Below are 13,675 nucleotides of genomic sequence, written 5' to 3' on the forward strand. Positions count from 1 at the left end.
TAAAAAACCAGTGTTGCTACACTGGTTTTAATTTTGGAAATAGCAGAAAACTTAAGCTTAGTTTTTCTTGCGGTCTAAGCTTGGGTCTTTAATTTCTACAAAAGCATTGTTACGTGTTTCACGTAACCAGCTATCCAATTCAGTATCAAACTGGCGTTCACCTAGTATTTGACGTGCCATACGTTCTTGGTATTCACGAGTCATATCTTGCTGGCGTGTATCGGTCACTTGCAGTACATGCCAACCAAACTGGGTTTGGAATGGTGCGCTAATTTCACCTTTTGCAGTATTTTTCATTTGATTTTCAAATTCTGGCACCATCACGCCAGGATTCACCCAGCCTAGACTGCCGCCATCACGTGCAGAGCCAGCGTCATTAGAGAACGTCGCTGCTAAGGTTGCAAAGTCTTCACCCGCTTTTAAACGGTTGTGAATACTGTCAATCATGTGTTTCGCATTTTCAGGGCTTACGACTTCACTTGGCTGAATCAAGATATGTCGAGTTTGATATTGTGGAACTAGTGCACGTTGCTCAGTACTTTTGCGCTCCAGTAATTTTACGACATGAATACCATCACGGACTTCAATCAGTTCACTGGTTTGCCCCACATCTAATGGCGTAATACGTGCAGCAAGTTCCGCGGGAATATCGGTCAAGTTACGTAAACCCATGTCTGCAGACTGAACGGTTACACCATTGCCTGTATATTTTTTACTAATGGCTTGAATGTCATTGTTCTGCGCCAATTCAGCTTTGACTTGTTGCGCAACTTGTGCGGCATTTTCTGCTCCAGAAACACGCACATGCAAAATATGTACTTGATTGCCTAAGGCAGCCTGACCTTGTGGTGTTTTCAGGAAATTATCAACATCTTGGTCGCTAATTTGAATACGTGACATTACGACTTGCTGACGTAAGCGATTCATTGCCAAATCTTCAGCAATACGGTTACGTAAAAACGCATAACTGCCTGGTGCAGATTTATCTAATTTTTGCTGAAAAGTTTCTAGGCTGTTTGCGCCATTTTGCTGTGCAACTTTTAAAACTGCTTCATTTAAAGATTTTTCATCAGCTTTAATGTTGTAGCGTTTGACTTGCTCTAATTGCGCTTGGCGTACAATCAGTTGTTCTAAAGCTTGTTGTTCTAAAATGTGTTGTGGTGGAACAGGGCGCTTTTGCATCTCAAGTTGTTGTTTGAGTTCAACCACGCTTTGCGCTAAATCACTTTTTAAAATGACACTATTGTCAACTACAGCCACAATTTGATCATTCGCAGCAAATGCAGGCAGCGCTGCTGTCATGCAAAGTGCTAAGGTTGATGCTTTTAAAAATCGTTTTAACTGTTCTGTTTTCATTAACGTTGTGTCCAAGATTGATTAATTTTATTAAAACCTAAAATACGGTTTTCAAGTAAAGATGCAAGTTTATTATTGAAACTGCCTAAACCTTTTAAATTTAACTCTGCCATAATGGCACGTTTGGGTTTAACGCCCGCATCCGTCACATCATCCAAGTCGTTATAGTAAGAGCGTCCATAGACTGAAATGCCCCAACAGCAAGATTCATAATTCACCCCTAGCAAATATTCACGGGCGACGCTATGGTCTAGGTCGTATTGCGCATGACCTAAAATACGCCAGTTGTTGTGAATGGGTTGAATGAATGATGCAACCACTTGATCATAATGGTCTTGGCGGTTTGGAATATAACGACGGTTAATATAGCCAAAGTTATATAAGTTACCCTGATCGCCAGCGTAAAGCAGATTTACATTACGCTGAGCATTGTCGCCATTAGACATCCAAGCAGTATTGGCACCGATGCTGAGATTTTGGCTTAATTGGCTGGTGAGGCTGACAATTGGCCCTGTACGGCTTTGCGTGTCAAAATCATCGCTGGTATTTTCTAGTGTGACACGGCGGTCTTCAAAATAGAAACTTTGACCAATGCCTGCCTTAATACGTTCCAAACCAATTTCATCAAACAGGCTGTAGCTTAAGCCTAAAGATAGGAAATTATTATCTTCTAAACGGTCATGTCCATAGAAACGGTTTGGACTGAATAATTGATCATAATTGATTGATGCTGTTGCAGAATCAAAGTTAGGGTGATCATTTTGATTTTTATACGGTGCATAGGCATAGAATGCACGTGGCGTAATCGTTTGTAGGAAGCGACCATTTTTTTCAAAGGTAATCCCTGTGTCCAATGTAAATTGTGGCACAGTGACAGATTCACTTTCACTAGATGAGTTATATTGATACAACGCATTTCGAGTGTCTTTGTCATAGAAGGTGTTAATGTTGCGTAACGATACTTCTGGAATCACAAATGACCACGGGTTACGGTAGTTGTAACGCACTGCAAAGTCATTATAAATACGCGTACCACTTGGTTCCCCATCTTGCGCAGCTAGATCTTTTTGGAAGTAAGCCGTGTCGTTATTAAATTCGACTTGGAAACCTTGAGGATTACCTGTTTTATAGTTCAATAAAAATTGTGGTAGGCGTGCATAAGGGCGATCTACAGATGGAATCGTCTTATCCAGGGTTTGGAAATCCTCAACTTTGAGCTGTGCTTTTAAACCCGGTATACCGTTACGATAATTCAACTCCCAAGCACGACGTAAATTCAGGTCGGTTTTAGAGTTCGGGTTGTTATTTAAATCGGCAAAGTAGTCTTTGTCCGATGCATAGTTATATTCTAGGTTGGTTGAAAATTGCTCGTTAATTTGCCAGCCGTGTAAAAAATGTAGATCTTTACGGTCTTGATCAACATATTTGGCATCCGATGCTAAATAACCGCCCCAAATTTTACCTGAACCAAAATTTTCAGTTAAATAACGGAATTCACCTTCTAGCATCGCGCCACGATCGGCAATATAACGCGGGCTAACGGTTGCATCAAAATTCGGTGCAAGGTTTAAATACACAGGCACAGACAGCTCGACACCACCATCATTGGTAAAGCCAAAACTAGGCGTCAAAATACCTGTGGTACGGCGGTCATCAATTGGGAAATTGAAGTAGGGTACAGCTAAAACTGGTACATTTTTCACATACAATTTGGTGCCGCGTGTTTCACCGCGTCCCGTTTCCTGATTCAGCTTAATTTCATTGGCTTGAATTTTCCAGGTTGGCGCTTGCTCGGGTGGGCAGGTGCTGTAGGTGGCGTTATTGAGTACCATGGTATTGGTTGAGGTACGTGCAATTTTTTCTGCCATGCCATGCGCATGCTGTTTTTCAGCAATATAAAAACTGTTATTTAAATCGCCTTGCTGAGTTTTAAGGTTGTAGTTAATTTCATCACTTTGCGCAAGTAAACCAGCTTGTGCCATTTGTACACGACCTTCGGCTTTGGCAAAGGTTTGGGTTTGATCAATGGTAATTTTATCGGCGCGAATTTGACGGCCTTGCTGGTCAATCAGGACATTGCCTTCCAAGACGGAATCGCCATTTGGGTCATAGTGACCATAATCGGCAGTAACGGTAGAGGTCGCTTCTGCAGCATCTACGGCAACGGTGCTTGAGCTGATTGGCGTTAGCCATGCACCTTCACAATAGGCAGAACTTTGAGTGTGCCCAAATTGTTGTTGTGCTTCAGGTGCAGCTTTATCAACATAATATTGCTCAAAGAACTGCTGCCCAGGATAAGCTTCCTGAATGGTGTGTTTAAGCTGCTGGTTATTGAGATTTGTGACAGATGAAGTCTGATCTGTGGTCTGCGCATAGCTGGAAACAGAGTGACCACATAACAGAGTTAAGACCGCAGTCGCTAAAGGATTAAATTTAAACTGATGCTTCATTTATCTCATCAACCAAGAATGCTTAATCGCAATTAATTATTGTCGCATCATAGAGAAAAAGCGCAGAAGTAGCTACACTTAGCACTTTAAAAACTCAGCCTGTATTAGAATTTATTGCAAATGAATACACAACGCGAACAATTGATACAAACATGGATAACATCTGTACTTGGTTCAGATCAATTTGAAACTCATTTTTTAGCAGGCGATGCAAGTTTTCGTCGTTACGCACGAATCAAATTGAATAATAAAACATTTATGCTCATGGATGCACCACCAGAAAAAGAAGATTGTGGTCCTTTTGTGACGATTGATGAATTTTTTGCTGCCCATGGCGTGCGCGTGCCAAAAATTGTAGCCAAAGACCTGACACAAGGCTTTTTGTTGCTTGAAGATTTTGGTGATGTCTTATTATCTACCTTGCTGAATGATCAGACTGTAGATGACTACTATGCGCAGTGTTTTAAGCAGTTAATTCAATTACAAGATATTGATGGTACGGCACATTTCCCTGAATATTCCTATGACAAACTCATCAGTGAAATGGAGTTACTCACCGATTGGTTATTGCCTGCCTTACAGATTCAGCCAACGGCTGAAGAAAGTGCATTAATTAAACGTACATTTGCAATTTTGGCCAATGCCGCTTTGGCTCAGCCACAAGTGATTGTGCATCGCGATTTTCATAGTCGTAACTTAATGAAAATTAATGATGATACCGAGCTAGGTGTAATCGATTTTCAGGATGCAGTGATTGGTGCAGACACCTATGACCTGATTTCAATTACGCGTGATGCTTATGTACAGTGGAATGCTGAGCGTGTGTATCGCTGGTTTAAAATGTTTTATGACTTGTTGCCGACAGCATCTAAGCAAGACCGTGATTTTGAACAATTTAAAAAAGATGCCGATATGATGGCGATTCAGCGTCATATCAAAATTTTAGGTATTTTTGTGCGTTTATTTGAGCGTGATGGTAAATCGGGTTATCTCAAGGATTTACCGCGCGTAATGTGGTATTTACTTGAAGAAAGTAAACCTTATCCAGAATTACAACCATTTATGCACTTTATTCACACGACAGTAATGCCAAAATTTACAGCCAAATATGGTCAGTATGAGGTGGTTGCCTAAATGAAAGCCATGATTCTTGCTGCAGGCATGGGTAATCGTATGCGTCCTTTAACGTTGCATACACCTAAGCCATTATTGGAAGTCGGTGGTAAGCCTTTAATTGTGTGGCACATCGAAAAATTACAAAAGATGGGTGTGCAGGAAATTGTCATCAATACGGCATGGTTGGGTGAAAAACTTGCAGATGCTTTGGGTGATGGTTCGCAATTTGGTGTGAAAATTTTGTGGTCGCATGAAGGCGAAGGCTTAGAAACTGCAGGTGGCATCATCAATGCGTTGCCATTATTGGGCAATGAACCTTTTATATTGGTGAATGGCGATGTTTGGACCACCATGGATTTTGCGCCACTATTAAATGTGCAGCTTCAAGACGACTTGGCACATTTGGTTTTGGTGGAAAACCCTGTGCAGCATCCGCAAGGTGATTTCACTTTGGCTGCAAACAAAGCCTATACTTTTGAGCAAGCACGCTCAGGTGAAAATCTGACTTACAGTGGGGTCGCGGTGATGCATCCACAAATGTTTGTTGGTTTAGAATCGGGCAAGCGTCCACTAGCGCCATTGTTGAAACAAGCCATGCAGCAAGAAAAAATTTCTGCACAGAAATTGCAGGGCGTTTGGGTGGATGTTGGCACTCCTGAGCGATTAAATGCACTAGATCAACAAATTCAGCAGGGTGTGTACGCTTAAGTGCATATTCACTAAGCATTCGCCCCTATGACTGCAACTATAAATCGGTATACTTCCATTAACTTTTTCGAGATGTGAATTGTGATGCATTCGTTTTTTCAGGAACTCAAGCAAGGTAGTCAGGCTTTAGGTTTAGAGCTCAGTGATGAGGCTTTAAATTTATTACTCAAATACCAAGATGCTTTGGTGCTATGGAACAAAGCGTACAATCTCACAGCAATTCGTGATCCGAAAGAAATGCTAGTGAAGCATTTGCTAGATAGTCTGAGCATCCTCAAAGATTTGCCTGCAGGTCGTTTACTGGATATTGGTACTGGCGGTGGTATGCCGGGCATGATTATTGCCTTGTGTCAGCCTGAGCGCGATTGCGTGTTATTGGACTCGAATGGTAAAAAAATTCGTTTCTTAAAACAGTTTATTGCTGATTTAAAACTGAAAAATGTAGTTGCTGTACAAACTCGTGTCGAAAATGAAGATAGCATTCGTGAGCTAGGTCAGTTTGATGTGATTACCAGCCGTGCTTTTGCGTCTTTAACGGATTTTGTAACCGCGTCAAAACCATTTATGCATGAGCAAAGTATTATTGCATCTATGAAAGGTTTGATTCCTGCCGATGAAGTAGAAGCATTGAAAGATGAATTTAGCTGTGAAATTATCGAGCTTAAAGTTCCGCGCTTAGACGAACAACGTCATTTACTTTTATTAAAACGTATTTAATTTTCAAGGACTGGGGTGATCATGGCACAAATTATTGCGATTGCGAACCAAAAAGGTGGTGTCGGAAAAACCACAACCGCAGTAAATTTGGCAGCATCTTTGGCTGTTTTGAAAAAGCGCGTTTTATTGGTCGATATGGACTCACAAGGCAATGCCACCATGGGTTCAGGCATTCAAAAAAATGATTTGCTGTATTCAGTGACCGATGTATTGTTGGGCGAAGTGCCGATTGAAACTGCAATTAGCAAGGCAGAAGTTGGTTATAAAGTTTTGGGTGCCAATCGTGATTTGGCTGGGGTTGAATTGGTGATTGCTGAGCAAGAGGGGCGTGAGTTTATTTTGCGCAATGCCTTGCAAGAAGTTGCCAAAGACTTTGATTATATTATTGTCGATTGTGCACCAAGTTTAAGCTTAATTACAGTAAACGCTTTAGCAGCAGTGCAAAGTGTAATCATTCCAATGCAGTGCGAATATTATGCACTTGAAGGTTTGGCTGACCTGACGCAAACCATTGACCGTATTCAACAAGCACTCAATCCTGATTTAGAAATTATTGGTGTATTACGCACCATGTATGATGCGCGCAATGCCTTAACCCGTGACGTGTCTGAAGAATTATCGCACTATTTTGGTAAAAAATTATACGATACCGTGATTCCGCGTAATGTACGCTTGGCAGAAGCACCTGCACACGGTTTACCCGTCATTTATTTTGAAAAAAGCTCGAAGGGTGCAGTTGCCTACCTGAATTTAGCAGCTGAAATGTTGAAAAAAAGCAAAGTGAAAAAAGGAAGTAAAGCATGACCACAAAAAAACGCGGATTAGCCAAAGGTCGTGGTTTGGATGCCTTATTGGGGTCAATCCAGAAAGAAAAATTACAACTTGAAGTGCAATCTTTAGATCATGGTCAGCTCAAACAAATTGATGTCAATTTATTAAAACGTGGTGAATATCAACCGCGTCGTTTTATTCAAGAACAAGATTTGCAGGAACTGGCGGCATCTATTGAAAAACATGGTGTAATGCAGCCAATTGTGATTCGTCCTATTGATGACGAACTACATCCTTATGAAATTATTGCAGGTGAACGTCGCTGGCGTGCTGCACAGTTGGCTGGTTTAACTGAAATTCCAGCAATTGTGCGTGATTTGACCGATCAGGTCGCGATTGCTTTGGCATTAATTGAAAACATTCAGCGCCAAGATCTTAATCCGATTGATCAGGCAATGGCGCTGCAACGCTTTCACGATGAGTTTGGCTTGAGTCATCAAGAAATTGCCGAAACAGTAGGTAAAGCACGTACCACGGTCAGTAATTTATTGCGTTTACTCACTTTGGCTGAGCCTGTTAAAGAGTTGATGCAGCAAGGCTTGCTAGATATGGGTCATGCACGTGCTATTTTAACTTTGAAAGCTAAAGATCAGCTCAAAGTCGCGCAGCATGTAATTGAAAAGAATTTATCGGTACGTCAAACCGAACAGTTGGTACGTGACTTTAATGCGCCAAAACAAGAAAAGCCGAAAACGGCTATTGCGCCTGATATTCAACAACTCACGCAACGTCTTTCTGAGCGTTTTAGTGCAGATGTTAAAATTGATTATAACAAGCAAGGTAAGGGCAAATTGACCATCAGTTATCACTCTCTGGAAGAGCTGGATGGTATTTTAAATATTTGCCTGTCCGATTAATTTTAATTCGTATTTTATTGGGGAAAAGCGAATGTGGGAATTGGTAAAAGCAGGTGGCTGGCTGATGCTGCCGTTGGTATTGTGCTCGGTATTTACCGTTGCAATTACCATTGAGCGTTTTATGTGTTTAAAGAGAGCAGGTATTTTGCCCAATGCGTTGTTGCTCAACCGCGGGCAAAGTTTAGCGACTGTGTTGCAACAACTGAATCAAAGTGCCAACTTAAAAAACAGTACATTAGGCCGTATTTTTGAGGCGGGTGCGCGTAACAAACAACAATCAGAACACTATGCGCGTGCACAAATGGAAGCGACAGCTTCACAAGAAATTGGTTATTTAGAAAAAAATATCAACTTCTTGGGTACGCTCAGTGCAGTTGCGCCATTATTGGGTTTATTGGGTACAGTGCTTGGGATTATTGAATCATTTTTAGTGATTGATGTGGGTGCAAGTAATCCAACCTTAATGATTCCAGGGATTTCTAAAGCCTTAATTACCACTGCTGCAGGTATGTTAATTGCAATTCCAGCCTTATTTGCCTATCGTTATTTTCAGCGTTTGGTGCAAGAATATACTGCTGAGTTAGAGCAGCAAGCGACTTTGTTTCACGCAGGATTATTTCATCAGAGTCAACCTCATCAGCTTGATGCGGATGTGCAAGATGTGAAAAAAGTAAGCTAAGGTGAGTTTATGAAATTCAAACGCTCGCAAGTTGAAGATATTCATATTAACCTGACTCCAATGATTGACTGTTTACTGTTCATCTTGGTGTTTTTGTTGCTTTCGACCACATTTAACCAATTTAGCCGTATGAATTTAACTTTGCCAGATGCGCAAGGCGTACCACCAAAATCTTATGAACATAAAATTGAAGTCGTGGTAGATTCTTCAGGGCATTATTCTGTCAATGGTCAGGCACTTTCGACTAAGGAAGTGGCAGATTTAAGCACAGCAATTAAACAAATTTCTCAAGATCGACGTGATTTAATGTTTATCATTGCTGCAGATGCCAAAGCCACTCATCAAGATGTGATTCGAGTGATGGATGTCGCAGGACAACTTGGTTTCGTCAACATCAATATCAGTACGAAAGTCCCAACTCGAGGTTATTAGTGAAGAAGGATTTACAGGTCTATCGCCGTCTTCTGAGATATTTGCTCCCATTTTGGGGCTTGGCAATCTTGGTGATTATCGGTTTCGCCATTAATGCAGCCACAGAAGTATCTGTGGCAAAACTCTTGGAAAAAATTATTAATGCCATTCAGGAGCGTGACCAATCTTTCACCACACTATTTCCGCTATTAGTCATTGCACTGATGTTTTTCCGTGGTTTGGGAACTTTTATTGGCGGTTACTATACCGCAGTGATTTCACGTAATTTGGTATTCAATATCCGTCAGGAAGTCTTTGCTAAATTGCTGCGTTTACCTGCACAGTATTACTTAGATAATACCAGTGGGCACATTACTGCCAAAATTATGTATAACGTAGAGCAGTTGACCGCTGCATCTACAGAATCGCTGCGTACATTGGTACAACAGGGTTTGATTACACTCGGCTTGCTCGGCTATTTGCTGTATACCAACTGGCGTTTGACCCTCTGTATTTTGGTATTTGGCCCATTAATTGGCTTGCTGATTCGTAAAGCTGCAAAACGCATGCGTCGTTTATCTATTCAAGTACAAGACACCATGGGGGATGTAAACCACGTGGTGCAAGAAACGGTGAATGGTAATTTGGTCGTCAAAGGTTTTGGTGGTCAGACCTATGAACAAAGCCGATTTAAAGAAAACTCTTTAGAAAACCTGCGTCGTGGTTTAAAGATGGTGGCAGTGCAGCAATTGAACAGCCCTGTGGTGCAGTTCATTATGTCCATTGCTTTGGCAATTATTATCTGGATTGCCTTACGCCCAGAAATTCTACGTGATATTTCAGCAGGCGAGTTTGTAGCCTACATTACTGCCGCAGGTATGTTGAGCAAACCAATTAAAGCCCTTACCGATATTAATGAAAAATTACAACGCGGTTTGGCAGCAGCGCATTCGGTTTTTGAATTGCTCGATATGCCTGAAGAAGATAATCACGGGACGCTTACACCAGACTTAAAAGGTAATTTGCAATTTAAGAATGTGAATTTGGTGTATTCCGATGGGCATCATGCCATTCATGATTTTAATCTGGATGTCAAAGCAGGTGAAACTGTGGCTTTAGTTGGGCGTTCAGGTGCGGGTAAAACCTCATTGGTCAATCTGTTGGTACGTTTTCAGGAAGTATCTTCAGGGCAAATTTTGTTTGATCAGCAGGATATTCGTGACATTGAGCTGAATAGCCTGCGTTCACAAATTGCTATGGTCAATCAGCAAGTGGTATTGTTTAACCGTACGGTGCGTGAAAATATTGCCTATGGTCAGCTTGAAGGTGCGAGTGATGAAGCAGTGATTGCTGCAGCCAAAGCGGCTTATGCACATGACTTTATTATGGCTTTACCGCAAGGCTACGACACAGCATTAGGTGCGCAAGGCTTGAATTTGTCTGGTGGTCAGCGACAACGTATTGCCATTGCACGTGCAATCTTAAAAAATGCACCAATTTTAATTTTAGATGAAGCCACCAGTGCTTTAGACAATGAATCTGAATACTTTATTCAGCGTGCATTTGATGCGGCTATGCAAGACCGTACCACCATTGTCATTGCACACCGTTTATCTACCATCGAAAATGCTGACCGTATTGTAGTGATGGATCAGGGACGTATTTTAGAACAAGGTACTCATCAGGAACTCATGGCGCAAAAAGGCGCGTACTTTCAGTTGCATCAGCGTAACTTCGAGGAACATTAATTCATGTCTTTGGCACAATTTATTCAGGACGCTTGGCAGCAACAGGCCAAATGGCTAGTTGTGCTTAGGCCCTTGTCTTTATTGTACCGTGGTGTGAGTTTGCTCAATCAAAATTTATATCGCTCAGGTATTAAAACCGCTTATACTGCGCCCGTACCTGTGATGGTGATTGGCAATATTACTGTGGGTGGCAGCGGCAAAACCCCTTTGCTGATTCACTTGGTCAAATATCTACAAAGTTTAGATGTTCGTGTTGGCGTGATTAGCCGTGGTTATGGCGGAAAAGGCCCATTTCCAGCCTATGTCAGCATTGACGCTAATGTTGACGTAGTGGGCGATGAACCGACTTTGATTGTGCAATCTACAGGCGTACCGATGGCTGTGGGGCCAAATCGTCAAAAAAGTATTGCATTGTTACTTGCACAGCATGAATTGGATTTAATTATTAGTGATGATGGTTTGCAGCATTTGGCTTTAAACCGTCAATTGGAATGGATTGTTTTAGATAATAATCGTGGTTTGGGTAACGAGAAAATATTGCCCGAAGGTTATTTGCGTGAACCAAAATCTCGATTAGAGCATGCCACGGTGATTGAACATGCAGCGCAACCGAGTTCTGAATTAAATATGCATTTGGCCGTTGCAGCGCCATACTTATTGCATCCCGCACAAGAATTAATTTTTGATCCGACCCAAAATTTTTATGCTGTCGTGGGCATTGGCTTTCCTGAGCGGTTTTATAAAACTTTAGAGTCGATGGGTGTGACCCAATTTCAATGCCATGAGTTTCCAGACCACCATGACTATGAAATTACCGATTTGCAGTTTGAAGATTCGCAACCGATTATTACCACAGAAAAAGATGCAGTAAAGTTATTGCCTCTGTTAAAACAATATCCAGATTTTCAGCGTGAAATTTGGGTTGTACCTGTAGATGCAGTATTGTCATCGGCCTGCTATGTCACCTTACATCAACAATTGAAACAATTGGGTTTAAACCTGCCTGAAAGACCATGATAAGGAAAATTATGAAGCACATTGTTATCCCTGCACGTTATGCTAGTTCACGCCTGCCAGGCAAACCTTTACTGGAAATTCATGGTCGTGCCATGATTTTACGTGTGGTTGATCAGGCAAAAAAAGTGGCAGGTTTTGATGACTTGTGTGTGGCGACCGATGATGCTCGTATTGCAGAATTATGCCGTGCCGAAGGTGTAGATGTAGTGCTGACTTCGGCAGACCATCCATCAGGTACAGATCGTTTAAGTGAAGTGGCGCGCATTAAAGGTTGGGATAAAAACGATATTATCGTCAATGTGCAGGGCGATGAGCCACTTTTGCCTGCGCAATTGGTGCAACAAGTGGCGCAGTTGTTAGAAGCTCAACCTGAATGCTCGATGTCTACGCTATGTGAGCCGATTCAGCAACTAGATGAATTTACTCGCGACAGCATTGTTAAAGTGGTCATGTCTAAACACAATCAGGCTTTGTATTTTAGCCGTGCCACGATTCCTTATGACCGCGATGGTGCAAAAGCAGCGACACCACAATTGCATGCACATGCTTATCGTCATTTAGGCTTGTATGCGTACCGTGTGGAATTGCTACAAGAATATGTGACTTGGGAAATGGGAACATTGGAAAAGCTGGAAAGCCTAGAGCAATTGCGTGTATTGGAAAATGGACATCGTATTGCCATTGCAGTTGCAGAAGCCAATTTACCACCGGGTGTAGATACCCAAGCAGACTTAGACCGTTTGAATGCAATGGATATTGCGCATTTTGAGTAAGTGAAATACCTACCATGCAACGTGATGTAATTGGACAAGTATATCCATGGCAGCAACAAGTTTGGGAAAACCTGACAGGGCGATTTCCCAAAATGGGGCATGGTTTGTTATTTTTTGGCAAACAGGGTTGTGGTAAAGAAGCCTTCGCACAGCAATTTGTGGCTTGGATTTTGTGCCAGCAGCGTGATGTGCAATCACAGCCTTGTGGTGAATGTAGTAGTTGTCAGTGGTTAAAATCAGATACACATCCAAATTATGTCTATATCAGCACCGATGAAGAGAATAAAAAGCAAAACGCGAAAATTAAGATCGAGAAGATCCGTGATTTATTACCTTTTGTCCAGCAAACGGTAGATGGCTGGCGGGTGATTGTGATTGAACCTGCTGAAGCCTTAAATATTGCATCTTCCAATGCGTTGCTGAAAACCCTCGAAGAACCGGGTGATCGCATCGTGATTATTTTGCTGGCAGATCATTATCTTAAATTGCCTGCAACCATTCGCAGTCGTTTACAGCACTTTGCTTTAGACCGGATTGATGCTGCACAGGCTACGGCATATTTGCAGCAACATTTACCTGATGTAGATGCGGAAAAGCAGCAATTATTGATGAATTTATCTAATCAAATGCCGTTGCAGGCTTTACAGTTGGCTCAGGTGGAATGGCTAGAACAGCGTACAGATTTTCTCAAAGACTGGTATAAACTGGTGACGCAAAAAAATATGCCGCTGGCAATCGCAACCAAGTGGAACAAGGCGCTGAGCTTTACTGATTTTAGTCAGATGTTTGAATACTTGTTGTGTGATTTAATTTGTGTCAAGCTAAATCAAAGCATTAAAAATTTGGATTTAAGCACCGCTTTGCAGCATTTGGCTGAACAATATGACTTGGAAAGTCTGTTTGGTTTATATGCAGAATTACAGCAAGCCAAGCCAATGCTTGAGCAAAACGTGCAAAGTAATCTGGTGCTTGATCAGCTATGTATTAAGTTAATGAATATTTAAGGGGAACA

The 13,675-nt window shown here is 41.7% G+C and carries 13 protein-coding genes; 11 read left to right on the top strand and 2 right to left on the bottom strand.

Annotated elements, in window-relative coordinates; all coding sequences use genetic code 11:
* Nucleotides 1-57: 57 nt before the first annotated feature.
* Entirely contained in the window at nucleotides 58-1,356 is a 1,299-nt protein-coding gene (locus FTV41_RS07665; RefSeq protein WP_104851883.1) for a peptidylprolyl isomerase, read from the bottom strand.
* Nucleotides 1,356-3,806 (bottom strand): LPS-assembly protein LptD, encoded by a 2,451-nt coding sequence (locus FTV41_RS07670; protein WP_179996368.1) that lies wholly within the window; start codon nucleotides 3,804-3,806, stop codon nucleotides 1,356-1,358. Before FTV41_RS07670 ends, FTV41_RS07665 begins: the two co-directional genes overlap by 1 nt.
* 120 nt (nucleotides 3,807-3,926) lie before the next feature.
* Here FTV41_RS07670 and FTV41_RS07675 point away from each other — a divergent pair, with 120 nt between their 5' ends.
* From FTV41_RS07675 to FTV41_RS07725, 11 genes are all read left to right on the top strand, one after another.
* Entirely contained in the window at nucleotides 3,927-4,940 is a 1,014-nt protein-coding gene (locus FTV41_RS07675) for an aminoglycoside phosphotransferase family protein (protein ID WP_179996369.1), read from the top strand.
* Nucleotides 4,941-5,630, top strand: a complete 690-nt coding sequence (gene murU, locus FTV41_RS07680; RefSeq protein WP_179996370.1) for an N-acetylmuramate alpha-1-phosphate uridylyltransferase MurU — start codon at nucleotides 4,941-4,943, stop codon at nucleotides 5,628-5,630.
* An 84-nt stretch (nucleotides 5,631-5,714) separates the two neighbouring features.
* Nucleotides 5,715-6,347 (top strand): 16S rRNA (guanine(527)-N(7))-methyltransferase RsmG, encoded by a 633-nt coding sequence (gene rsmG, locus FTV41_RS07685; protein ID WP_179996371.1) that lies wholly within the window; start codon nucleotides 5,715-5,717, stop codon nucleotides 6,345-6,347.
* Nucleotides 6,348-6,368: 21 nt separating this feature from the next.
* Entirely contained in the window at nucleotides 6,369-7,151 is a 783-nt protein-coding gene (locus tag FTV41_RS07690) for a ParA family protein (RefSeq protein WP_004976821.1), read from the top strand.
* A complete protein-coding gene (locus FTV41_RS07695; RefSeq protein ID WP_131261484.1) occupies nucleotides 7,148-8,035 on the top strand; it encodes a ParB/RepB/Spo0J family partition protein in 888 nt (295 codons plus the stop codon). Before FTV41_RS07690 ends, FTV41_RS07695 begins: the two co-directional genes overlap by 4 nt.
* 31 nt (nucleotides 8,036-8,066) lie before the next feature.
* Nucleotides 8,067-8,714 carry a MotA/TolQ/ExbB proton channel family protein gene (locus FTV41_RS07700; protein WP_179996372.1) on the top strand — a complete coding sequence of 216 codons (648 nt, stop codon included), beginning with the start codon at nucleotides 8,067-8,069 and terminating at the stop codon, nucleotides 8,712-8,714.
* Between the two features lie 9 nt (nucleotides 8,715-8,723).
* Nucleotides 8,724-9,146: a biopolymer transporter ExbD gene (locus FTV41_RS07705; protein ID WP_004976812.1), complete on the top strand. Its 423-nt coding sequence runs from the start codon at nucleotides 8,724-8,726 to the stop codon at nucleotides 9,144-9,146.
* Nucleotides 9,146-10,873 carry a lipid A export permease/ATP-binding protein MsbA gene (gene msbA / locus FTV41_RS07710; RefSeq protein ID WP_178318410.1) on the top strand — a complete coding sequence of 576 codons (1,728 nt, stop codon included), beginning with the start codon at nucleotides 9,146-9,148 and terminating at the stop codon, nucleotides 10,871-10,873. The genes FTV41_RS07705 and msbA overlap by 1 nt, the downstream gene beginning before the upstream one ends.
* Nucleotides 10,874-10,876: 3 nt before the next feature.
* Complete coding sequence (gene lpxK / locus FTV41_RS07715) at nucleotides 10,877-11,890, top strand: tetraacyldisaccharide 4'-kinase (protein ID WP_179996373.1); 1,014 nt, start codon at nucleotides 10,877-10,879, stop codon at nucleotides 11,888-11,890.
* 11 nt (nucleotides 11,891-11,901) lie between these two features.
* Nucleotides 11,902-12,663, top strand: a complete 762-nt coding sequence (kdsB, locus tag FTV41_RS07720; protein WP_004976805.1) for a 3-deoxy-manno-octulosonate cytidylyltransferase — start codon at nucleotides 11,902-11,904, stop codon at nucleotides 12,661-12,663.
* 14 nt (nucleotides 12,664-12,677) lie between these two features.
* On the top strand, nucleotides 12,678-13,667 hold the full coding sequence (locus FTV41_RS07725; RefSeq protein WP_131261482.1) for a DNA polymerase III subunit delta' C-terminal domain-containing protein: 990 nt from the start codon (nucleotides 12,678-12,680) through the stop codon (nucleotides 13,665-13,667).
* Nucleotides 13,668-13,675 lie beyond the last annotated feature (8 nt).

It is taken from the genome of Acinetobacter sp. YH16051 (assembly GCF_013417135.1).
In the GTDB taxonomy this organism is placed as follows: domain Bacteria; phylum Pseudomonadota; class Gammaproteobacteria; order Pseudomonadales; family Moraxellaceae; genus Acinetobacter; species Acinetobacter towneri.

Excerpts from the sequence above, each read along its gene's own strand:
- FTV41_RS07675 (WP_179996369.1), top strand. The coding sequence starts at position 3,927 with ATGAATACACAACGCGAACAATTGATACAAACATGGATAACATCTGTA.
- FTV41_RS07695 (WP_131261484.1), top strand. The coding sequence starts at position 7,148 with ATGACCACAAAAAAACGCGGATTAGCCAAAGGTCGTGGTTTGGATGCC.
- FTV41_RS07670 (WP_179996368.1), bottom strand. The coding sequence starts at position 3,806 with ATGAAGCATCAGTTTAAATTTAATCCTTTAGCGACTGCGGTCTTAACT.
- rsmG (WP_179996371.1), top strand. The coding sequence starts at position 5,715 with ATGCATTCGTTTTTTCAGGAACTCAAGCAAGGTAGTCAGGCTTTAGGT.
- FTV41_RS07725 (WP_131261482.1), top strand. The coding sequence starts at position 12,678 with ATGCAACGTGATGTAATTGGACAAGTATATCCATGGCAGCAACAAGTT.
- FTV41_RS07700 (WP_179996372.1), top strand. The coding sequence starts at position 8,067 with ATGTGGGAATTGGTAAAAGCAGGTGGCTGGCTGATGCTGCCGTTGGTA.
- lpxK (WP_179996373.1), top strand. The coding sequence starts at position 10,877 with ATGTCTTTGGCACAATTTATTCAGGACGCTTGGCAGCAACAGGCCAAA.
- kdsB (WP_004976805.1), top strand. The coding sequence starts at position 11,902 with ATGAAGCACATTGTTATCCCTGCACGTTATGCTAGTTCACGCCTGCCA.
- FTV41_RS07665 (WP_104851883.1), bottom strand. The coding sequence starts at position 1,356 with ATGAAAACAGAACAGTTAAAACGATTTTTAAAAGCATCAACCTTAGCA.
- FTV41_RS07705 (WP_004976812.1), top strand. The coding sequence starts at position 8,724 with ATGAAATTCAAACGCTCGCAAGTTGAAGATATTCATATTAACCTGACT.
- murU (WP_179996370.1), top strand. The coding sequence starts at position 4,941 with ATGAAAGCCATGATTCTTGCTGCAGGCATGGGTAATCGTATGCGTCCT.
- FTV41_RS07690 (WP_004976821.1), top strand. The coding sequence starts at position 6,369 with ATGGCACAAATTATTGCGATTGCGAACCAAAAAGGTGGTGTCGGAAAA.